The 21,043-nt window shown below is 70.5% G+C and carries 17 protein-coding genes and 1 other RNA gene; 3 read left to right on the plus strand and 15 right to left on the minus strand.

Annotated features, from left to right (window positions below; all coding sequences use genetic code 11):
- Window positions 1-64 precede the first annotated feature (64 nt).
- Window positions 65-3,955 (minus strand): ATP-dependent RNA helicase HrpA, encoded by a 3,891-nt coding sequence (hrpA, locus tag Bequi_RS11000; protein ID WP_249737981.1) that lies wholly within the window; start codon window positions 3,953-3,955, stop codon window positions 65-67.
- 248 nt (window positions 3,956-4,203) lie between these two features.
- Between hrpA and tdh the strand changes: the two genes are divergently transcribed.
- Window positions 4,204-5,268: an L-threonine 3-dehydrogenase gene (gene tdh, locus Bequi_RS11005; RefSeq protein ID WP_249737982.1), complete on the plus strand. Its 1,065-nt coding sequence runs from the start codon at window positions 4,204-4,206 to the stop codon at window positions 5,266-5,268.
- 63 nt (window positions 5,269-5,331) lie between these two features.
- Window positions 5,332-6,549 (plus strand): glycine C-acetyltransferase, encoded by a 1,218-nt coding sequence (locus tag Bequi_RS11010; protein ID WP_249737983.1) that lies wholly within the window; start codon window positions 5,332-5,334, stop codon window positions 6,547-6,549.
- A gap of 40 nt (window positions 6,550-6,589) precedes the next feature.
- Here Bequi_RS11010 and Bequi_RS11015 read toward each other — a convergent pair whose 3' ends face one another.
- Together Bequi_RS11015 and Bequi_RS11020 are read right to left on the minus strand one after the other, a co-directional pair.
- Window positions 6,590-7,654 carry a phosphotransferase gene (locus Bequi_RS11015; protein WP_249737984.1) on the minus strand — a complete coding sequence of 355 codons (1,065 nt, stop codon included), beginning with the start codon at window positions 7,652-7,654 and terminating at the stop codon, window positions 6,590-6,592.
- 69 nt (window positions 7,655-7,723) lie between these two features.
- Window positions 7,724-8,944, minus strand: a complete 1,221-nt coding sequence (locus tag Bequi_RS11020; protein WP_249737985.1) for a Gfo/Idh/MocA family protein — start codon at window positions 8,942-8,944, stop codon at window positions 7,724-7,726.
- Between the two features lie 340 nt (window positions 8,945-9,284).
- On the opposite strand from Bequi_RS11020, the gene Bequi_RS11025 reads away from it, so the two are divergent.
- The gene (locus Bequi_RS11025; RefSeq protein WP_249737986.1) at window positions 9,285-11,312 is read left to right on the plus strand and encodes a glycoside hydrolase family 3 protein; all 2,028 of its coding nucleotides are present in this window, start codon (window positions 9,285-9,287) and stop codon (window positions 11,310-11,312) included.
- 65 nt (window positions 11,313-11,377) lie between these two features.
- On the opposite strand, the gene ssrA is transcribed toward Bequi_RS11025, so the two are convergent.
- From ssrA to Bequi_RS11085, 12 genes are all read right to left on the minus strand, one after another.
- Window positions 11,378-11,750: a transfer-messenger RNA gene (ssrA, locus tag Bequi_RS11030) on the minus strand.
- 196 nt (window positions 11,751-11,946) lie between these two features.
- Entirely contained in the window at window positions 11,947-12,855 is a 909-nt protein-coding gene (locus Bequi_RS11035) for a hypothetical protein (RefSeq protein WP_249737987.1), read from the minus strand.
- Window positions 12,856-13,000: 145 nt separating this feature from the next.
- Window positions 13,001-13,504 carry an SsrA-binding protein SmpB gene (smpB, locus tag Bequi_RS11040; RefSeq protein WP_249737988.1) on the minus strand — a complete coding sequence of 168 codons (504 nt, stop codon included), beginning with the start codon at window positions 13,502-13,504 and terminating at the stop codon, window positions 13,001-13,003.
- A 153-nt stretch (window positions 13,505-13,657) separates the two neighbouring features.
- Window positions 13,658-14,953: a M23 family metallopeptidase gene (locus Bequi_RS11045; RefSeq protein WP_249737989.1), complete on the minus strand. Its 1,296-nt coding sequence runs from the start codon at window positions 14,951-14,953 to the stop codon at window positions 13,658-13,660.
- Between the two features lie 2 nt (window positions 14,954-14,955).
- The gene (ftsX, locus tag Bequi_RS11050) at window positions 14,956-15,873 is read right to left on the minus strand and encodes a permease-like cell division protein FtsX (protein WP_249737990.1); all 918 of its coding nucleotides are present in this window, start codon (window positions 15,871-15,873) and stop codon (window positions 14,956-14,958) included.
- Entirely contained in the window at window positions 15,870-16,778 is a 909-nt protein-coding gene (gene ftsE / locus Bequi_RS11055) for a cell division ATP-binding protein FtsE (protein ID WP_249737991.1), read from the minus strand. The genes ftsX and ftsE overlap by 4 nt, the downstream gene beginning before the upstream one ends.
- A 139-nt stretch (window positions 16,779-16,917) precedes the next feature.
- The gene (gene prfB, locus Bequi_RS11060; protein WP_249737992.1) at window positions 16,918-18,039 is read right to left on the minus strand and encodes a peptide chain release factor 2; all 1,122 of its coding nucleotides are present in this window, start codon (window positions 18,037-18,039) and stop codon (window positions 16,918-16,920) included.
- A gap of 123 nt (window positions 18,040-18,162) precedes the next feature.
- Complete coding sequence (locus Bequi_RS11065; RefSeq protein ID WP_249737993.1) at window positions 18,163-19,401, minus strand: glycerate kinase; 1,239 nt, start codon at window positions 19,399-19,401, stop codon at window positions 18,163-18,165.
- A gap of 9 nt (window positions 19,402-19,410) precedes the next feature.
- A complete protein-coding gene (locus Bequi_RS11070) occupies window positions 19,411-19,821 on the minus strand; it encodes a Tad domain-containing protein (protein WP_249737994.1) in 411 nt (136 codons plus the stop codon).
- Between the two features lie 47 nt (window positions 19,822-19,868).
- The gene (locus Bequi_RS11075; protein ID WP_249737995.1) at window positions 19,869-20,330 is read right to left on the minus strand and encodes a TadE/TadG family type IV pilus assembly protein; all 462 of its coding nucleotides are present in this window, start codon (window positions 20,328-20,330) and stop codon (window positions 19,869-19,871) included.
- Window positions 20,327-20,698: a TadE/TadG family type IV pilus assembly protein gene (locus Bequi_RS11080; protein ID WP_249737996.1), complete on the minus strand. Its 372-nt coding sequence runs from the start codon at window positions 20,696-20,698 to the stop codon at window positions 20,327-20,329. Before Bequi_RS11080 ends, Bequi_RS11075 begins: the two co-directional genes overlap by 4 nt.
- Window positions 20,699-20,760: 62 nt before the next feature.
- Window positions 20,761-21,042 carry a hypothetical protein gene (locus tag Bequi_RS11085; protein WP_249737997.1) on the minus strand — a complete coding sequence of 94 codons (282 nt, stop codon included), beginning with the start codon at window positions 21,040-21,042 and terminating at the stop codon, window positions 20,761-20,763.
- Window position 21,043 lies beyond the last annotated feature (1 nt).

The following is a 21,043-nucleotide window of genomic DNA, read 5'->3' on the forward strand; positions in this document are numbered from 1 at the left end:
GCGCGCCGGCGCCGCGCAGAACGATCCGGGGAACCGGAGGAGGCGACCGGTGCGCGGCGAGCCCTCAGGCAGCGCCCTGCGCGGCGACCTCCCGGATCGCGGCGCGGATGCGCTTGTCCGAGACGGTCTCCTTCGTGCCGAGGGTCTGCGCGAACAGGCTCACCCGCATCTCCTCCAGCAGCCAGGGGATCCGCGCCGCATCGCTCTGGGCCCGCCGCGCCGGGGAGAGCCCCACGCGCGTCCGCTCCCAGAGCTGCTCGAGATCACGGATCTGCCAGGCGAGCTGGGCATCGCGCACGGGATTCTCCTGCAGCTTCTCCAGTCGGATCTCGTCGGCCCGGAGGTAGCGCACGAGATCCTCGAGGTGCCCGGTGCCGGCGCGCGCGATGAAGCCCTCCCCCATGAGGGAGGCCGCATGGTCGCGGATCTCCGTGAGCTGGGTGAGGATCGCGAGGCTCGAGACCTTCGAGATCGCGCGCGAGAGCCGTGCATGCGCGGCGAGCGCGCCGGCCGCAGCCCGCACCGCCTCCCCTGCGACCTCGGCGTGGCTGCGTCGCACTCGCGCCACCGCCGCGTCGAACTGCTCCCGCGTGCGGATCGCTGCGGCATCCCCCACCAGCGCCGCGGTGGCGGTGCGGGAGGCATCGGTCAGCAGCGCGGCCGTGCTGGCGTAGGGCGACTGCGCCACGGCGAGCTTCGTGGGGTTCGGCAGCGTGTTCAGCACGCCCTGCAGATCGGACCCCATCTCGCGGTCCACCAGCGCGATCACTCCGCGCGGATGGGCGAGCGCCTGCTCGTCGGCGGTGGCGAGTACGGCGAGGTCCACGCGCGCAGCCCGACCGCTCTCACCGCTGCGAGCGACGAGCGCCGGGTAGCCCGTGACCTTCAGCCCGCCGACGGTGCTGCGGTGGATCGCGGGCACGCCCGCTGCCGGGAAGGCAGGGATATCGGCGGTGGCGAGCTCCTCGCCCTGCGAGGCGACGGCGACGTCCACCCGCTGCTTCAGTCGCGACTTCAGGGCGTCGAGGTCATCCCCGGTCCCGATCTGCTTGCCCTTCGCATCCACCACCCGGTAGTGCATGCGCAGGTGCGCCGGGAGCTTCGCGAGATCGAACTCGGGGCCGTAGAGGCCGAGGTCCTGCGGCACGCCCGGCAGCGCGACGAGCTCGTCGGCCACCGCCTCCAGGAAGGACTCTCCGGCATCCGGATCGTCGTCGTGCAGCTTCGCTGCGACCGCCTTCGCGCGCTCGGGCGCGGGCACGAGATGGCGGCGGATGGGCTTGGGCAGAGAGCGGATCAGCTCGGTGATGAGCTCCTCCCGCATCCCCGGGACCAGCCAGTCGAAGCCGCGCGTGCTCACGCGGTTCAGCACCGGCAGCGGGATCGTGGCGGTGACCCCCTCTGCGCCTTTCGCCCCGACCTCGCCGAACGAGTACGTGAGAGGCAGCGTGAGGTCGCCCTGCACCCAGCTGTCGGGGAAGTCGCGGGCGAGGTGCGCCACCTCCGCGTCAGGGGCGAGGAGATCGGCCTCGGTGAGGGTGAGCAGATCGGGCGTCTCGTGGCGCTGCTTCTTCCACCAGGCATCGAAGTGACGGCCGGAGGTGACGGTCTTCGGGACGCGCTGGTCGTAGAAGGCGAAGATCTGGCCGTCGTCGATCAGCAGGTCGCGGCGCCGGGTCTTCGCCTCGAGCTCCTGGAGCTGGGCGATCAGGGCGCGGTTGTCGCGGAAGAAGTGGTGGCGGGTGCTCCAGTCCCCCTCCACGAGCGCGTTCTGGAGGAAGATGTCGCGCGCGAGCTCGGGATCCACCCGGCCGTAGGCGACCACACGGTCGGCGACGATCGGCACGCCGTACAGGGTGACCTTCTCGTGCGCCATCGCCCCGGCCTGCTTGGAGGACCAGTGGGGCTCGGAGTAGGAGCGCTTGACGACGTGCGCCCCGATCTCCTCGGCCCATGCGGGGTCGATCCGGGCGGCCGTGCGGCCCCAGAGCCGCGAGGTCTCCACGAGCTCGGCGACCATCGCGTAGTCGGGCCGCTTCTTGGCGAGCGCCGACCCCGGCCACAGCGCGAACCGCGCCCCGCGCGCCCCGGCGTACTCGCGCGTGCGCTCCTCGTAGAGGCCCACGTGCGACAGCAGCCCGGACAGCAGCGCCTGGTGGATCGCCTCGGGCGAGGCGGGGGTGTCGTTCATCCGCAGCTCGCCGTCGCGCGCCATCTCCCGCAGCTGCGCGTGCAGGTCCCACCATTCTCGGATCCGCAGGTAGTGCAGGTGCTCGCTGCGCACCTCCTTGCGGAAGGCGCTGCCGGAGAGCTCGGAACCGCGCTCCTGCAGGTGGTTCCAGAGGTTCAGGTAGGTGAGGAAGTCGCTGGTCGCGTCGTCGAAGCGCTTGTGCTTCTCCCGCGCCTGCTGCTCGGCGCCGAGCGGCCGCTCTCGCGGATCCTGGATGCTGAGGGCGGCGACGATCACGAGCACCTCCCGCAGCGCGCCGAGCCGGTCGGCCTCGAGCAGCATGCGCGCCATGCGGGGATCCAGGGGGAAGCGGGCGAGGGCCCGGCCGATGTCCGTCAGCCGCCGCCCGCCGGGGGCCGACGGCGCCGCCTCGATCGCCCGCAGCTCCTCGAGCAGCCGCACGCCGTCGGCCACTGCGCGCGAGGCAGGAGGCTCGACGAAGGGGAAGGACTCGACGTCCCCGAGACCCAGCGACGTCATCAGCAGCACGACCGAGGCGAGGCTCGTGCGCAGGATCTCCGGCTCGGTGAACTCCGGGCGCGAGGCGAAGTCCTCCTCGGAGTACAGGCGGATCGCGATGCCCGGGTGCGTGCGGCCCGAGCGGCCCGAGCGCTGCGCCGCGCTCGCCTGGGAGATCGGCTCGATCGGCAGGCGCTGCACCTTGGTGCGCTGGGAGTAGCGGGAGATGCGCGCGAGGCCCGAGTCGATCACATAGGTGATGCCCGGGACCGTCAGCGAGGTCTCGGCGACGTTGGTGGCGAGGATGACGCGGCGGTGCGTGCCGGACGGCGGCGGAGAGAAGATCTTCTGCTGATCCGCGGCCGAGAGCCGTCCGAACAGGGGCAGCACCTCCGTGGGCAGGCGGCCCCGGCCTCCCGAGCGCAGGTGCGTCTCGAGCGCCTCCTGCATCTCGCGGATCTCGCGCTCGCCGGGGAGGAAGACGAGGACGTCGCCCGGGCCTTCGGCGGCGAGCTCGTCGACCGCGGCGATGATCGCCTCATCGAGATCCCGCTCTACGGAGTGGATGTCCTCGAGCTCGTCATCGTCGGCGGAGACCTCGGCGTCCAGCACCAGCGGGCGGTAGCGGATCTCGACGGGGAAGGTGCGGCCGGTGACCTCGATGATCGGTGCGGGGACGATCTCGCCCGCGGGGGTGCGGGTGGCGAAATGCTCCGCGAAGCGCTCGGGATCGATGGTCGCCGAGGTGATGACGACCTTCAGGTCGGGGCGCCTGGGAAGGATGCGGCGCAGGTAGCCGAGGATCACGTCGATGTTCAGCGAGCGCTCGTGGGCCTCGTCGATGATGATCGCGTCGTAGCGCTTCAGCAGGTGGTCGCGCGCGAGCTCGGCGAGCAGGATGCCGTCGGTCATCAGCTTCAGGCGCGTGCCGCGGCTGGTCTCCTTGGTGAAGCGGACCTGGTAGCCGACGGTCCCCTCGCCGAGCTTCTCGCCCAGCTCGCTCGCGATGCGCTGCGCGACCGACCTGGCCGCGAGGCGCCGCGGCTGGGTGTGGCCGATGAGCCGGCTGCCCTGCCCGTAGCCCAGCTCGAGGAGCATCTTGGGGATCTGGGTGGTCTTCCCCGAACCGGTCTCGCCCGCGATCACGACGACCTGATGGGTGCGCAGCGCCTCCAGGATGTCGTCCCGGCGCTGGGTGACCGGGAGGTCCTGCGGGTAGGTGACCTCGAGCGGGCCGGACAGGGTGGTGCTCTCGTGCGCGCTCATGGTGGACCATGCTAGGCGGCCACGGCGCTCGGTGCCGAGCGGATATCGGCTCTCTCGCACCGAAGGCCCCTCCCAGCCCGCGCAGGCCCGTTCCGAGAGCCCGGACAGCGCTCCGTGCCCAGGCCAGGGTCGCGCCGCGCAGAGGCGCCCTGCGCAGCGGAGGCAGGCCTGCACGGATCCTAGGATCGGAGGGTCCGGCGCCGCAGGCCCGCCTGCCGGCGCTCCCCCCTCCGGGAGGGATCCACAGCATGTATGCACTGCGCAAGACCGCACCTCAGGCCGGCCTCGAGCTCGCGGAGGTGCCCGAGCCGACCGTCGGCCCCTGGGATGTGAAGATCCGCGTGATGCGCGCGGGCATCTGCGGCACCGACCTGCACATCCAGGACTGGGACGCCTCGGCGCAGTCGATGTGCGACTCCACTCCCTTCACCCCGGGCCACGAGTTCTACGGGGAGGTCGTCGAGATCGGCGAGGCGGTGCCCCAGGTCCGCGTGGGCGACCGGGTCTCCGGCGAGGGGCACGTGGTGTGCGGCGTGTGCCGCAACTGCCGCGCCGGGCGCACCCAGATGTGCATCCGCACCCGCAGCGTCGGGGTGCAGCGCGACGGCGCCTTCGCCGAGTACGTCGTGATCCCGCATGTGAACGTGTGGGTGCACGAGCACGACGGCGGCGAGGAGCTCATCACTCCGGAGCTCGGCGCCGTCTTCGACGCCTTCGGCAACGCCGTCCACACGGCCCTGAAGTTCCCGCTGGTCGGCGAGGACGTGCTCATCACGGGCGCGGGGCCCATCGGCCTGATGGCCGCGGCCGTGGCCCGTCATGCCGGGGCGCGCTACATCGCCATCACCGACGTGCACGAGCACCGCCTCGAGATGGCCGAGGCCGCCGGGGTGGACCTCGCGGTGAACGTCGGTCGCACCCGGATCGCCGATGCGCAGCGCGAGCTGGGCCTGAAGGAGGGCTTCGACGTGGGCCTGGAGATCTCCGGCCAGGGCAGCGCGCTGCAGGAGATGATCTCGAACATGAACCACGGCGGGAAGATCGCGCTGCTGGGCCTGCCCGCCCGCCAGTTCGAGATCGACTGGACGACCGTGATCACCCATATGCTCACCCTGCAGGGCATCTACGGGCGGGAGATGTACGAGACGTGGAACGCCATGAGCGCGATGATCTCGACCTCCCCCGCGCTGCGCGAGCGCGTCGCTGCGACCGTGACCGATGTGCTGCCCGCGACCGAATGGGAGCGCGGCTACGACATCGCGCGCTCCGGCAGCGGCGGCAAGGTCGTGCTCGACTGGACCGCGATCGGCTGACGCGCCGGCTCGGCGCTTCCGCCGCTCCCCACTCCGCTCCCTGTCCCACCGAGAGGACCCTCCATGTACTCCGAGATGAAGACCCAGCTCGCCGCCGAGCTCGACGCGATCCGCGAGGCCGGCACGTTCAAGCACGAGCGCACGATCTCCAGCCCCCAGTCCGCGCACGTCGAGGCCGCTGCCTTCGGCGATGAGGGCCGCAGCGTCCTGAACTTCTGCGCCAACAACTACCTGGGCCTGGCCGACCACCCCGAGATCATCGCGGCCGCGAAGCGCGCCCTGGACGAGCGCGGGTTCGGCATGGCCTCGGTGCGCTTCATCTGCGGCACCCAGGACCTCCACCTCCAGCTCGAGCAGGCCGTGAGCCGGTTCCTCGGCACCGAGGCGGCGATCCTCTTCGGCTCCTGCTTCGACGCGAACGGCGGCGTGTTCGAGTCGCTGTTCGGGAAGGAGGACGCGATCATCTCCGACGCGCTCAACCATGCCTCCCTCATCGACGGCATCCGGCTCTCGAAGGCCGCGCGCTTCCGGTACGCGAACGCCGACATGGAGGACCTGCGCGCACAGCTCGAGGCGGCGAAGGCGCTGAACGACGGGGCAGGTGCGCGCCGCACGATCATCGTCACTGACGGCGTGTTCTCCATGGACGGCTACCTCGCCCCGCTGGACCGCATCTGCGATCTGGCCGACGAGTACGGCGCGCTCGTGCTCGTGGACGACTCCCACGCCGTCGGCTTCATGGGCGCCACGGGCGCCGGCACGCCCGAGCACTTCGGGGTCTCGGACCGCGTGGACATCTACACCGGCACGTTCGGCAAGGCGCTCGGCGGAGCGAGCGGCGGCTACGTCTCGGGCCGCGCGGAGATCGTGGAGATCCTGCGGCAGAAGGCGCGCCCCTACCTGTTCTCGAACACGCTCGCCCCCGCGATCGTGGCCGCGACGCTCACGGCGCTCGAGCTGGTGGCGGGCAGCGCCGAGCTGCGCTCGACCCTGTTCCGCAACGCCGAGCTGTTCCGCCGCCGCATGAGCGAAGAGGGCTTCGAGCTGCTGGACGGCGAGCACGCGATCATCCCCGTCATGTTCGGCGACGCCCGCCGCGCCGGGAAGGTGGCCGACGCGATGCTCGAGCAGGGCGTGTACGTCACCGCATTCTCCTACCCCGTGGTCCCGAAGGAGAAGGCGCGCATCCGCGTGCAGCTCTCGGCGGCGCACTCCGAGGAGGCCGTCGAGGCCTGCGTGCAGGCGTTCGTCACCGCGCGGGCGGCCACCGAGGTCTGCTGAGGCGAACGCGCGGGGCTGCGAGCGATCGCGCCCCGCGCCTTCACCAGGGGGAGGCGAAGGCCTCGAGCGCGGCCCGCGCGCACAGCGCGAGGTCGGCATGGGCGGTGTCGGCCGGATCGGCCTCGTGCACGAGCATGGCGGTCGCGCAGCGCACCGCCCAGGCCCGGGCACGGGCTTCCCCGTCGGCGTCCCGGCCTCCGCGGGCACGGGCATAGGCCGACAGCGCGCTTCCGGAGGGGTCCAGGAGCAGGAGCCATCCCAGATCGCTCGCCGGGTCGCCCGCTGTCGTATCGCCCCAGTCGATGAGCCCGAGCGGATGGGGCCCGTCCGTGCGGATCAGGTTCGCGGGATGCGGATCGCCGTGCAGCAGCAGCGGATCGCCGGAATACGGGGCGGCATCGAGGCCCTGCTGCCAGATCTCCCGCACGACGGATGCGAGATGCGGGGCCGACGCGTCGAGCGCGAGGATCTCGCCCTGAAGGGCATCCGTGCGCTCTCGCAGCGCCACCCCGCGCACAGCGCTGCGCGGGTAGTCCTCAGGGGCAGGACGGTGCAGGTCCGCGAGCGCCCGGGCCAGCTCGATCGCGAGCCGGGCTGCCTCCGGTCGCTCTCTCATCGGGCCGGCGGCTGACTCGCGCCTCGGGCCGGCGGCTGACTCGCGCCTCGGCCCGGCGGCTGACTCGCGCCTCGGCCCGGCGCGCAGACCACCCTCGCGCAGCTCCGCCGCGACGATCGCGGAGACGAGGTCGCCCTCGACCCAGGTGAGGAGGGCGTACGGGCGCCGCCCGCCGCGCTGCATGCCACCGGAGCCCACGACGACCGGGCGTGCCAGCGGAAGATCCGGACGGTGCGCATCCAGCTGGGCGAGGGCGCGCACCTCGCCGCGCAGCAGCTGCTCCCCCATCTCGCGATGAGGCACGCGCAGCACCAGCCGCGCTCCCCCGCACCGCGCGGCGCCGGGATCGAGCTGCCCGACCTCCCACATCTCGTTGTCCCAGCCGCGTCCGCGCAGCAGCGGCTGATAGCTCCACCGGATGTCGGCATGCGAGAAGCCCTCCCGCAGCACCAGGTGCTCCACGAGGGCTTCTCTGCGCGCGCTGTCCATTCGGACCATCCTAGGGACGCGGATCCGGAGTCCGAGGGAGCTCGCGATCGAGCGCCCCGGCCGGAAGGATCAGTCGCGCTGGGCGAACTTTCCCTCCTCGGCGATGCGCGTGTTCAGCTCCGCGAGGTACTCGTCCTCGTCGAAGTCGAGCCCGACCTCGCGGCCCGTCCATGCGGACAGGTGGATGGCGTTCGCCAGGCGCACGCCCTTGATGCCGTCGGCGCCAGCAGCGAGCAGCTCCTCGCCGAACAGGATGTGGCGCGCGAAGTTCTCCAGCACGCCCGAGTGCTGAGCACCCCAGGGGGAGCTGTCCTCGATCGTCTCGGTGGAGACGACACCCTCGAGGACCGAGAGGTCGCCGGTCATGAGCTTCCGCGCGCCGGCGGTGTCCACCGAGTCGCTGATCTCCTTCTCGGGCTTCGTGTAGCGGCTGACCGTGGCCGTCTTGGAGTTGTCGACGACGATCTTGCCCTGGGTGCCGAGGATCTCGAAGCGATCGGTGCCGGCGAGATCGTGGGTGGCGGTGACGAAGACGCCGGTGCGGCCGTCGCCGTAGTCGACGAGCGCGGTGACCTCGTCCTCGACCGCGATGTCGCGGCGGAAGCCGAAGCCGGCCTTGGCGAAGACGGACTTCGGGACGCCGCAGATCCACTGCCACAGGTCCAGCTGGTGGGGTGCCTGGTTCACGAGCACGCCGCCGCCCTCGCCGCCCCAGGTGGCGCGCCACTCGGACTGGTTGTAGTAGCCCTGCGGGCGCCACCAGGTGGTGATGATCCAGTTCGAGCGCAGCACCTCGCCGATCTCGCCGCCGTCCACGATCGCCTTGATCTTCTGGTACAGCGGGTTGTTGCGCTGGTTGAACATGATGGCGAAGGGCACCTCGGGGTGCGCCGCCGCGACCTCGTTCATGCGGGTGACTTGGCGGGTGTAGACCGCGGCGGGCTTCTCCACGAGGGTCGGCACACCGGCCTCGATGGATGCGATGGCCACATCCGGGTGGTCGTAGTGCGGGATCGTGGTGATGACCGCGTCGATGTCATGGGAGGCGATGAGCTCCTCGGCAGTGCTGTACTGCGGCACGTCGGGGTAGAGCTCCTTCGCGCGCGCGAGCGCCTCGGGGTCGATGTCGGCGATCGCGCCGATGGTCATGTGCGGGACGAGCCCGTCGGCGATGAACTTCGCGTACATGTCGCCCTGCGTGCCGATGCCGATGATGCCCAGCCGCACCACCTTCTCGGTGCCGTCGCTCGCGGTGGTGTCGGTGTCCGTGGTCGGGGTCGTGGTCGTCATAGGGCTCCGCCTTTCTCGTTCGTCATCGAAGTGAGGTCTCGCACCGTGCGAGCGATCACGTCCCTCGATCGTCGTGATCTTCGCCGCTCTCCGGCACGCTTTGCACGAAGTTGCCCGCCCGGGAGGGGCGTCGACCGCGGCGGGAAGCCGGTGGGCAACCTGCGGCACTGCACTGTGACCCGCGCCGCAGCGCCGCTAGATTCGAGGGGACGCTCTCGCAGATCCGCACACGGCAGTGCGGGGCGCGGCAGTGCCGAGGGCTCCATCCCCGGTCATTGCAGTGCCGGGGCCCGTCGGCCCGTGCGCATCGAGCGCTCCCGAAACAGCAAGGAGCTCCTCCGTGACCCAGCAGATCCCTCTCTCCACCCGCGTGAAGCCGACCATCGAGGTCGATGGCCTCACCTTCCGCGACCTCGACGGCGACGGCGAGCTCACCCCGTACGAGGACTGGCGCCTCAGCCCCCAGGAGCGCGCCGCTGATCTGGTGGCGCGGATGAGCCCCGAGGAGAAGATCGGCCTGATGGTCATCACCTCGCGCCCCATGGGCATCTTCCAGCACAATCCCGAGCAGACCAGCCATGACGGCCTGCTCGACGAGCAGTTCATCCCCATCAAGATCGATCCCCACACCAGCGCCGGACTCCCCTTCGAGGGCACCACCGCGATGATCAAGGACCTCGGGATCCGCCACTTCATCATGCGCGAGGAGCCCGCCGGCTCGAGCATCGCGAACTGGATCAACGCCATGCAGGAGGTCGCCGAGGAGACCCGCTGGGGAATCCCCGTGATCGTGGCGGCGAACTCGAAGAACGAGTTCGGCGGCTTCAAGATGGGCGGCACCGCGAAGGACAAGCCCTTCGCGCAGTGGCCCGGCACCCTCGGCCTCGCGGCGACCGGCTCGGTCGAGATCATCGAGGACTTCGCGGAGCGCTCCCGCCAGGAATGGTGCGCCTCGGGGCTGCGCAAGGGCTACATGTACATGGCCGACGTCTTCACCGATCCCCGGTGGTACCGGGGCCACGGCACCTTCGGCGAGGATCCGGAGTTCGTCTCGAACGCGATGACGGCCCTGGTGAAGGGCTTCCAGGGCGAGGGCGGACTCGGCGCCGACGGCGTCGCGCTCACGGTCAAGCACTTCCCCGGCGGCGGCGCGCGCGAGAACGGCACCGACCCCCATTACGAGGAGGGGAAGTTCAACATCTACCCCACCCCGGGCTCGCTCGAGGAGTACCACCTGCCGCCCTTCCAGGCCGCGATCGATGCGGGGACCTCGTCGATCATGCCGTACTACGCGATCCCCTCCGATGAGAAGTCCTCGACCCCGCAGGGCCGGGTGACCGAGTTCGAGCAGGTGGGCTTCGCCTTCAACTCGGAGATCCTGAACCTGCTGCGGAGCATGGGCCACGAGGGCTACATCAATTCCGATTCGGGCGTGCTCTCGAAGATGGCCTGGGGCGTCGAGGAGCTCTCCGTGCCCGAGCGCGTCGGCGCGGCCGTGATGGCCGGAACTGACATGTTCGCCGACACCAACGACGTCCCCTCCGTGCGCCAGGCGTTCCTGGAGGGCCTGATCACGGCGCAGCGCCTGGATGACGCCGCCACGCGCCTGCTCGTGGAGCTGTTCCAGCTGGGCCTGTTCGACAACCCCTACGCGGATCCCGAGGAGGCCGACCGCGTCGTCGCGAACGAGGAGACGCTCGAGGCCGCGGCCGAGGCGCACCGCCGCTCCGTCGTGCTCGCGAAGAACCACGGCGGCGTGCTGCCGCTGAGGACCGACGCGCTCGAGGGCAAGACCGTCTACGTCGAGCAGTTCTCGCAGAACCTCACCGTCAAGGAGCTCGACCGCCTGCGCGCCGACCTCGCGGCCAAGCACCCGGGCGTCGACTTCACGACCGACTACCGGGGCGCGGACATCGCGATCCTGCAGCTCAAGCCGTACGTCGGCGCGTACTTCACGTACGAGGGTCTCAACGACATCTCCATCGGCGAGCACTCCCACGTGGACCTCGACAAGGTGAAGGCGATCCGCGATTCCGTCGGCACCCTCATCATCGGGCTGAACGCGAAGTTCCCCTGGGTGCTGGATGAGGTCGAACCGCTGGCCGACGCGCTCGTGATGGGCTTCGACACCCTCGACTCCATCATGATCGACGCGGTCTTCGGGGAGTTCTCCCCCACCGGCCGCCTGCCGATCACCTTCCCCATCAGCAGCGAGGCGATCGCGGTGGACGAGGACGGACGCTGCGCCTCGCCCAACGACGTGCCCGGCTGCGACAAGGAGAAGCACATGGACGGCCGCCCCTACGTCTACGTCGACGCCGACGGCAGCCGCTACGCGCTCGGCCATGGGCTCCAGTACACGGCCTGAGAACTGAAAAGGCCCCCTCCCCCGCACATCAGTGCAGGTGAGGGGGCCTCTTCGCGGCATCAGGCTCGTGGAGCCGGCGGGAATCGAACCCGCGTCCGATAGTGCAGAGCCAGGGCTTCTCCGGGCGCATTCCGTGAAGACGTGTTCTCAGTCCCGACGCTCGCACGGACACGTACGTCGACAGACTCAGTCACTCTGAGGTGTTCATCCCTCCCCGATGACGAGGGAGGGCAGCAGTGGCTCCTTGGATGATGGAACGATCCGGGTCAGGAGCAATCCCGGGGTTCCAGACTAGCTATCGCTGATCAGGCAGCGAGAGCGAAGTCAGTGCGCTTGGTTTCGGCACTTATTGGTTTCCTAGGAGCGTTGACGAGATGACCTAGGATCCTCGGCCCGCTTCCCCTCGCTGGACAACTACCGTCGAAACCGATCGGCCCCTGGCGTGGGAAGGCAAGATCCGGCGGCTGGGCCGCCGGGCACTGGTGATGCCGCTGTTCAATTGTCAATCTGCAGCCGATGTGCGCTGCCTCCACGTGCACGGCGAACCGTGCGGGTACGAGTCTAGCGGGACCGCTCCGCCCTGGCCACCGAATATTGTGCGCCCAGGGCGAACCGGCTTCGCGAGCCGCGCCGCTCAGCCGCCGGCGCCGGGGAACCGGTGGACCGTCAGCAGGCCGCTGTCGGAGCCGAAGAAGCGGGCGGGGAACACGCTGATCTCGACATTCTCGCCGCTCGTGCTACCGGTGCAGGAGACGGGATCCATGCTCGCCGAGCTGAGGCCCTCTTCGCAGGTCACCGCTTCGATCGGGGCATCCACGGGGTAGATCGCGTCCTCGCTGGCGAAGAGCTGCTCGACAGCGGTCGCCGTGTCCTCTGCCGAGAGCGGATCGATGAGGAACGCCGTGCCGCGCCCGATCCCGGTGACGTAGGAGCCGTCAGCGGTGAGCAGCTCAGCGCTCGCCGCCGACAGGGGCTCCTCCCCCTGGACGAAGAGGACACCGGGGACGCCCTCGATATCGAAGCCGTTGGGCCCCGCGACCGGGTATGCCGTCCACGCCGACTGGCCCGTCGTCCCGTCGAGCTCGAGCGTCGCCTCGCAGATCACCGAGGAGCCCGCTGCCGAGCTCAGATCCCCCCGGCAGACGGCGCCCGTGAGAGCCGCCTCTCCGGAGCCCGCCTCGCCTGCGCTGCGATCGAGGAGCTCTGCGAGCTGCTGGCTCGGGATCTGCCACTGGCCGGCTCCGTCGACGGCCGGCGCGGCGGTGCCGTCGCGGAAGCTCTGCAGGATGAGGGCGGGAGCCCCCGATGCCGCGGGGATGGCGGAGGCGTCCTCCGTCGGCGCGGCCGAAGACGAGGTCGACGACGCCGCATCCGTCGTGGGCGTCGCAGCAGCGGTGGACGACGCAGGAGCGGATCCGGTGCCGGGCTCCGCGGAGGTGGCGGCCGAAGGGGCGGCAGCGCCCCCGACTCCGCACGCGGCGGTTCCCAGTGCGAGCATCGCCGCGGCGGCGAGGACGAGAGAGTGGCGGGCGGGTGAACGCATGAGCAGTTCCTACGGGTGCGAGAGACGGCTGAGATCGGACGGACGGTCCGATAGTCGCACTACCTTCGCGCGGGCATGCTGCCAGGTCAAGAGATCGTCAAGAAATCGCCACGCGCCGGTGCTGCGTGATGAGCTGGACGCTGGCTCAGACCAGCTCGCGGTGGCGGATCGCGCGCTGCGCCTCGCGCAGATCCTGCTGCTCGCGCAGCGTCTGGCGCTTGTCCCACTCCTTCTTGCCGCGCGCGAGCGCGATCACGACCTTCGCGTGCGATCCCAGGAAGTAGAGCTCGAGCGGCACGACGGTGTAGCCCTTCTCGCTGGACTTGCCCGCGAGCTTCGCGATCTCGGCCTTGTGCAGCAGCAGCTTGCGCTTGCGCCGCGCAGCATGGTTCGTCCAGGTGCCCTGGGCGTAGGGAGCGATGTGCACTCCCTCCATCCACACCTCACCGCGTTCGACGTAGCAGTAGCCGTCCAGCAGCGACGCGCCGCGATCCCGCAGCGCCTTCACCTCCGTGCCCGTGAGGACCATGCCGGCTTCCCACGTGTCATCGATGTGGTAATCGTGCCGCGCCTTCTTGTTGGAGGCGACGAGGGACTTCTTCGGGCCGTCGTCCTTCGCAGACTTCTTCGCATCGGGCTTCTTGGCCATGGCTTCTCTCCTCGTCGTCGTCCCCGGGTGCTGCGCTGCGCGCGCGCAGCGGGCAACCCAGCCTAGCGGGAGGCCTCAAGGGCGGCCACAGCTTTTCGAGAGGGGCCGGCCCCGCCCATCGGCCCCCGCCCATCGGCGTGGCCCCGAGCGGGCTCAGCCCAGGTAGTTCATCGCGTTGACCGCGGTGCCGTCCTCGTGGATCTCGAAGTGGAGATGGCAGCCCGTCGAGGAGCCGGTCGTGCCGACTCGGCCCACCACCTGCCCCCGCTGCACGGTCTGCCCGGGACTCACCGCGAAGCCCTGGAGGTGGTGGTACGAGGACGTGACGAGCTTGCCGTTGCGCATCCCGTGGCTGATGATCACCTTGTTGCCGGCGGCGGAGTTGAAGTTCGTCGAGAGCACGCGGCCCGCCTCGGTGGCGGTCGCGGGGCTGCCGCAGGCGGCGGCGAAATCCGTGCCCGCGTGGAGCTTGCTGGTGCCGTAGATCGGGTGCACGCGCCAGCCGTAGTTCGAGGAGATCCGCGCGTTCGAGGGCATCGCCCAGCCCGAGCCGGAGACGACTGCAGGTGCGGCGCCCGCATCGACCGCGGTGCCGGAGCGCGCGCGCTCCTGCTCGACCAGCGCGCTGATCTCGGAGTCCAGGGCGGAGCCGCGGTTCTCCAGGCTGCTCTGGCTCTGCTGGTACATCCCCTTCTTCGTCTCGAGATCGAGGGCCTGGGTGCGCTGCGTCGCGTACAGATCGTCCATCTGCTTCTTCGCCGCGGCGGCCTGCTGCTCGGCGGCTGCGGTCTTCGCGACCGACTCCTCGCTCTGGCGCTTGAGATCGTCGATCTCGGTGCGCACAGCGGTGAGGCGATCCGCGGCGCTCTCCGTCACCGCCTGATCGGTGCGGAGCGCATCGAGTCGCGTCCCCTGCGCCTCCATGGTGAGGCGGTAGTTCATCGAGCGGTCGACCGCGCCCTGGGGCTCCTGGGAGCCGACGTACACCGAGGTCGGGCTGGGCAGCCCGCCGCCCTTATAGGCCTGCAGGGCGACCTGGGAGAGCTTCTCGTCGGAGCTGTCGATCTCGACCTTCCCCTGCTCGACCTGGGACGTCAGCCGCGCCTCCTCCGCCTGCGCGGCGGAGAGGCGGTCGCCGACCTCCTTGTCGTGCTGCTGGGCCTTGGCGAGCTCCGCCTGCGCATCCTCGAGGGACTTCTGCGCGGTGGGGATCCGCAGCTCGGTGTCTGCGAGCGCGAGGTAGGTGTCGGCGAGGTCCGCGTCGACGTCGTCGAGCTGGAGGCGGATGTCGTCCAGCTGCTGCTGGATCGTGGTGCGCTCCTGCTCCTTCTCCTGCTTGGTTCCCTCCGCGCGGGCGAGATCGAGGGGAGCGACGACGGCCTGGCCGCCCATCAGCGCGACGGCGAGCGCGAAGGGTGCGAGGAACCGGAGAGGACGGTGCACAGCCATGGTCACACCTTCAGATAGCGGTTGAGGGAGACGATCGAGGAGGCGATCGCGAGGACCGCTCCGAGCACGACCAGGATCGGTGCGATCCACCAGAGGTCTGCGGTGCCGACGGTGATGAGCCGGGTGCCGAGAGTCTGCGCGAGCCAGCCCTCGACGAGGTAGTTCGCACCCACCCACAGCAGGGCCGAGGCGATGAGAGCGCCGAGGATGCCGGCGACCGCGCCCTCCAGCATGAAGGGGGTGCGGATGAAGATGTTCGAGGCGCCCACCAGACGCATGATGGCGATCTCGCGGCGGCGGTTGGCGACCGACATCCGGATCGTCGTGGCCACCAGCAAGACCGCCGCCACCAGCATCAGCAGGGCGAGGCCGATGGCGAAGAAGGTCGTCTGGTTCAGGACGTCAATGAACGGGGCGAAGGCGCTGAGGAGGTCGGTGACCTCGTCCACTCCGTCGCGGCCCTGGAAGAACTCGACGACGGCGCTGGAGCGCTCGGAATCCCGCAGCGTGATGTGGAAGGAGACAGGCATGTCGGCGGCGGTGAAGTCGGTGACGAAGCCCTGCCCGGCGAACTGCTCCTGGTAGATCGCGAGCGCCTCGTCCTGGCTGCGCTCGGAGTAGGTCGAGACGTACGGCGAGAGCACCTCGCCCTCGAGGGCGTCGCGCACCGACTGGATCTGGGCGTCGGTCGCGGCGCCGCCCGCGCAGGTCGCGGCCGTCGAGTGCGGGGAGCACATGAACAGGGTGACCTGGGATTCGCGCACCAGGGTCGACTTCATGTCCATGATCTGCTTCTGCATCATCAGACCCGCGCCCACGAAGGTGAGGGACACGGCGGTCACGATGACCACGGAGATCACCATGGCGATGTTGCGCCACAGGCCGGTGAAGATCTCGGAGGCGATGTAGCGCGCTCTCATCGGGCATCCTCCTCGGTCAGGTACTCCCCGGGCACGGGGTCGCGGAAAGGATCGTCGTCATCGGGCGCGAAAGCCTGCTCGACCTCGTCCAGGAGGTCGCCCTCCGTCGGATCGAAGAGGGCCTCGTCCTCGACATCGGCGGGAGCCTGCTCCCAGGCGTGGGATCCGGGCTCGAGGGCGTCGCCGTCCTCGAGGTTCCCGGAGATGACCGATCCGGGGGCGACCGAGGCGTACGTGCCGGCCTGCTCGTCGCGCACCACATGGCCGCCCGACAGCTCGACGACCCGCTTGCGCATGCGGTCGACCGCGGTGCGGTCATGGGTCGCCATCACCACGGTGGTGCCGCGCTCGTTGATCTGCTCGAGCAGATCGAGGATGCCCTGGGCGGTGGCCGGATCGAGGTTTCCCGTGGGCTCGTCGGCCAGGAGGATCGAAGGGCGGTTGACGTAGGCGCGGGCGATGGCCACGCGCTGCTGCTCGCCGCCGGAGAGCTCGTGGGGAAGCCTGCGGCCCTTGTCCTCCAGGCCCACCATCTCGAGCATCTCGGGCACGAGCTTGCGCACGACCCGGCGGGGCGTGCCGATCACGGCGAGGGCGAACTCGATGTTCTGGTAGGCCGTCTTCGAGGGGAGCAGGCGGAAGTCCTGGAACACCATCCCGATGTCGCGGCGCAGCGTCGGGATCCGCCAGGACTGGATCCGGGAGAGATCCTTGCCCGCGACGTACACGGTGCCGGTGGTGGGCACGGTCTCCTTGAGCACCAGGCGCATCAGTGTCGATTTGCCGGAGCCCGAGGCGCCGACGAGGAACACGAACTCGCCGCGCGCGAACTCGAGGTCGAGGTTCGCCAGCGCAGGGCTCTGCCCACGGAGGTACGTCTTGGTGACGTTGTCGAAGCGGATCACGTGTGCCTGCCGGTCGGAGTGGGGGGTCCATCCCAGGGTAGATGCGCGCTGCGGAGCGCAGCCATGGCCGCGCACACGTTCCTGGTCAAGCCTTGGTCAAGATGTCCCAGCGCCGCCGGAGCGTCCGGCGGCCGCGGGATCAGGCTCCTGCGGCTTCGCGCTCCTGGCCCACGCGCCAGCGGATCCCGGCCTCGATGAAGTCGTCGATCGCGCCGTCGAACACCGCCTGGGTGTTGCCCTCCTGGTGCTCGGTGCGCAGATCCTTCACCATCTGGTACGGGTTCAGCACGTAGGAGCGCATCTGGTCGCCCCAGCTGGCCTTCACATCGCCCGCGAGCTCCTTGCGCTCGGCGGCCTCCTCGGCCTTCTTGATCAGCAGCAGGCGGGACTGCATGACGCGCAGGGCCGCGGCGCGGTTCTGGATCTGGGACTTCTCGTCCTGCATGGAGACGACGGTGCCGGTGGGGATGTGTGTCATGCGCACGGCGGAGTCGGTCGTGTTCACGCTCTGCCCGCCGGGGCCGGAGGAGCGGAACACGTCGATCTTGAGCTCGTTCTCGGGGATCTCGATCGAGTCGGTGCTCTCGATCAGCGGGATCACCTCGACGGCGGCGAAGGAGGTCTGGCGGCGGCCCTGGTTGTCGAAGGGGCTGATGCGCACCAGGCGGTGCGTGCCGCCCTCGACGGAGAGGTTGCCGTAGGCGTAGGGGGCGGAGACCTCGAAGGTCACCGACTTCAGGCCCGCCTCCTCCGCGTAGGAGGTGTCCATGACCTTGGTGGCGTAGCCGTGGCGCTCGGCCCAGCGCAGGTACATGCGCAGCAGCATCTCGGCGAAGTCCGCGGCGTCGACGCCGCCGGCGCCCGCGCGGATGGTCACGACGGCGTTGCGCTCGTCGTACTCGCCCGAGAGCAGCGTGCGCACCTCGAGCTCGTCGAGCGCCTTGCGGATCGAGGCGAACTCGCGCTCGGCGTCCTCGTAGGCCGAGGAGTCGTCCTCCTCCGCGGCGAGCTCGAGCATGATCTCGAGGTCGTCGATGCGGGAGGTGAGGTCGTCCACGCGGCGCAGCTCGGTCTGGGCGTGCGAGAGGGCGCTGGTGACCTTCTGCGCCTCGTCGACGTCGTCCCAGAGATCGGGAGCGGAGGCCTGCTTCTCGAGCTCCTCGATCTTCGCGCGCAGCGCGTCGAGGTCCGTCACCTTCGCGATCGAGCCGAGGGTCGCGCGGAGCTGAGGGATCTCTTCGGAGAAGTCGATGGTAGCCACGGGAGGGGAGTCTACGGGAGGGCCCTGCGCGAGCGCAGGGCGGTGGGGACGGATCGCCTCCTGATGGCGACGCGCCTCACCTCCCCCCCCGCGTCCCTGCCGCGCACAGCGACTCCCGCTCCATCACCGCGCCGCGCTCAGGCGCTCCCCGATCTCGCGGCCGACGCGCTCGAGCAGCTCCTCCGCCTGAGCGATGGCCGCGGCGGTGCGCTCGTCATCCTCGGCCGACGGTTCAGCGGCGGCGCGGGAGAGGAGGTCGAAGGCCTCGTCGATGCCGGCGCCGGCGATCTGGCGCCCATCCAGGTCGATGGCGCCTGCGACAGCGATCACCCGGCACCCGGCGGCGCGCCCCCGGCGCGCGGCCTCCGCAGGCCCCTTGCCCGCGAGGGTCTGCGCATCCAGCCGCCCCTCCCCTGTGATGAGGACATCTGCTGCGGCGATGCGCTCGTCGACGCGCAGGAGGTCGAAGACGGCGTCAGCGCCCGAGAGGAACCGAGCCCCGAGCGCGAGCAGCGCGAAGCCGGTTCCGCCGGCTGCGCCCGCGCCAGGGAGGTCCCGCAGCTGCAGCGCGTGGGGTCCCGACGAAGCCGCGTCTGCTCCGCGAGGCTCCTGCAGTCCGGAAGGGCGAGAGCCAGATGCCGAGGCGTCGGCCTCGACGAGATCGGCGAGGCGCCGCAGCCGAGCGTCGGCCTGCTCGAGGTCCTTCGCAGCAAGGCCCTTCTGCGGCCCGAAGACAGCGGCCGCGCCGTCCGGCCCGAGCAAGGGGCTCGTGACGTCGCAGGCGGCGATCAGCGCAAGGCCCGCGACCGCATCTCGTGCAGGACTCAGGTCGACGGCGCTCACGTGCTCGAGGCCGTCGGAGCCCTCGGGGATCGATGCGCCGTTCTCGTCCAGGAGCTGCGCACCGAGGGCGCGGAGCATCCCCGCTCCCCCGTCGGTCGAGGCGCTGCCGCCGAGCCCGATGACGAGGGTGCGGGCCCCGGCATCCCGTGCGTGCAGGATCGTCTCGCCGAGACCCCGCGTCTGCGCGATGCCGTGCGCGAGGCGGCCGCCGGGCAGTCGTCGCAGACCCGAGCTCTCCGCGAGCTCGAGCACTGCGGTTCCGTCCCGGAGGGCGAATCGTGCCGGGATCGGGTGGCCGGTGGGCCCGGTGACCGTGACTGTGCGCTCCGAGAAGCCGGAATCCGCAGCGAGCGCCGCATCGACGGTGCCGTCCCCGCCGTCGGCGATCGGCAGCAGCGTGATCCGGGCGAGCGGGGAGCCTGCGCTGATCCCGCGCGCGAGCGCGCGGGCGACAGCGGCGGCATTGAGGGAGCCTTTGAACTTGTCGGGGGCGATGAGGATGCGGGGCGCGCTGGTCACGTGGCGAGGCTAGCGAGAGCGGGCGCTGCCGGTCGCCGAGATGCCCACGCTGACCCAGCCGATGCGCGTCACCCAGCCGATCAGCGGCGGGTCGGTCTGCGCGGCGAGGACGACCCGCACAGTGCCGTCGGCCCCCACGTCCACCTGCTCGATGCGAACATCCCGCGTGCGCGCGCTGCCGACCGGATAGGCCGCGAGGTAGGCCTCGGCCGCGGCTCGCGCGTCGCGCTCGCTCACTCGCACCTCGCTGCCGCCGCTGCCGTAGAGCGACTGGGGGTCGTAGGCCTGGGACGCGACCAGGGCCGCGCCGTCGGCGGTGCTCTGCAGGCGATTGCGCTCGAGGTGGACGCCGGTGATCGCCGTGCCGACGGCGAGGACCATGAGGATCACGATGATGACGCCCACGGTCAGGATCGTCATGGTGCCGCTCTCGCCGCGCAGCCTCGCGTACGCGCGCCCCGGCACGGTCATCGCGCGCCGCCGGAGGCGCGGAACTGATCGACCTCGACCAGATGGCTGGAGCGCACTCGGAAGGGGCCGCCCTCCCCGAGCAGCGGTCCGAGCCCAGGGATCGGCACCGAGATCGAGACCGAGACGGTCACCTGCCCTCCAGGGGTCGCACAGGGCGACGCGCTGCAGAGGACCTCGAGGCTCTGGTCCGGATCGAGGCCGTAGTCCTCGAGCAGCTGCGACTGCAGGCGCTGGACGCGCGCATCGGCCTGGACCGGGTCGCTCTGCGTGGCGTGGATGCGCGCGGCGTCTCTCGCCAGGACGTCGGCGGCGAAGACCGCGCTCTGCACCGACCCCAGAGTGATGACGAGGTACAGGCACGGGATGAGGAGGACCACCGCCAGCACCACGAACTCGATGAGCGCGCTGCCGCGCTCCTGAGCCGCCGCACCGCGGACGGTCGCCTGCAGGCGCTTCACGACCTCTCCTCCGCCCCGGCGCCTGTCCAGACGCTCTCATCAGTCGCATGCCCGTCGACGGTGAAGGTGCCGGCCGGGCCGAGCAGGCCCACCAGCGGGAAGGTCGCCGTGATCTCGACGCGGATCTCCCCGTCCCCGCTCTCCTCCGCGGTGGCGCTGGCGGCGTAGCGGGAGCCGAGCTGCTGGTGGATCAGCCGCTCCGCATGCTCGCGCCCGTCCTCGACCGAATTGCCCTCGAGCGAGGCGACGAGAGCGCCCTGCACGGCAGCATCGGTGAGCACGTTGCGCGTGTGCATGATCAGGGCCGTCTGGATGACGGCGAGGGCGATCACCACGATCAGGAAGCCCACCAGCGGGAACTCCACCACCGCGGATCCCGAATCGCTGCGCAGGCGCTCGCGGAGCGGGGAGCGCCCGGGGAGTCGTGCGCTCAGGGCTGTCCGTCGCTGAAGGGCGCCAGGGCGCTCTCGAAGATGGCGACGAGCTGGTCGCTCGCGACCGCCCAGATCGCCACGACCAGCGCGGCTGTCATCAGCGTGATCAGCACCCACCCCGGCACGTCGCCCCGATCCTGGGCGACCGCCCGGGCGAACGGCGATCGCGCCGAGGCCCGTCGGTGCCGGGGTCCGATCTGCCCGGCAGCCCCTCGGTGGAGCATCGGGCGGTGACTGCGGGCTGTGGGGTGCAGCCGGGATTCGCGGTGAACGGTCATG

Source organism: Brachybacterium equifaecis (assembly GCF_023509525.1).
Lineage (GTDB): Bacteria > Actinomycetota > Actinomycetes > Actinomycetales > Dermabacteraceae > Brachybacterium > Brachybacterium equifaecis.

Excerpts from the sequence above, each read along its gene's own strand:
- Bequi_RS11010 (WP_249737983.1), top strand. The coding sequence starts at position 5,332 with ATGTACTCCGAGATGAAGACCCAGCTCGCCGCCGAGCTCGACGCGATC.
- Bequi_RS11035 (WP_249737987.1), bottom strand. The coding sequence starts at position 12,855 with ATGCGTTCACCCGCCCGCCACTCTCTCGTCCTCGCCGCCGCGGCGATG.
- Bequi_RS11020 (WP_249737985.1), bottom strand. The coding sequence starts at position 8,944 with ATGACGACCACGACCCCGACCACGGACACCGACACCACCGCGAGCGAC.
- Bequi_RS11085 (WP_249737997.1), bottom strand. The coding sequence starts at position 21,042 with ATGACCGTTCACCGCGAATCCCGGCTGCACCCCACAGCCCGCAGTCAC.
- Bequi_RS11015 (WP_249737984.1), bottom strand. The coding sequence starts at position 7,654 with ATGGACAGCGCGCGCAGAGAAGCCCTCGTGGAGCACCTGGTGCTGCGG.
- Bequi_RS11070 (WP_249737994.1), bottom strand. The coding sequence starts at position 19,821 with ATGACGATCCTGACCGTGGGCGTCATCATCGTGATCCTCATGGTCCTC.
- smpB (WP_249737988.1), bottom strand. The coding sequence starts at position 13,504 with ATGGCCAAGAAGCCCGATGCGAAGAAGTCTGCGAAGGACGACGGCCCG.
- ftsX (WP_249737990.1), bottom strand. The coding sequence starts at position 15,873 with ATGAGAGCGCGCTACATCGCCTCCGAGATCTTCACCGGCCTGTGGCGC.
- hrpA (WP_249737981.1), bottom strand. The coding sequence starts at position 3,955 with ATGAGCGCGCACGAGAGCACCACCCTGTCCGGCCCGCTCGAGGTCACC.
- tdh (WP_249737982.1), top strand. The coding sequence starts at position 4,204 with ATGTATGCACTGCGCAAGACCGCACCTCAGGCCGGCCTCGAGCTCGCG.
- Bequi_RS11045 (WP_249737989.1), bottom strand. The coding sequence starts at position 14,953 with ATGGCTGTGCACCGTCCTCTCCGGTTCCTCGCACCCTTCGCGCTCGCC.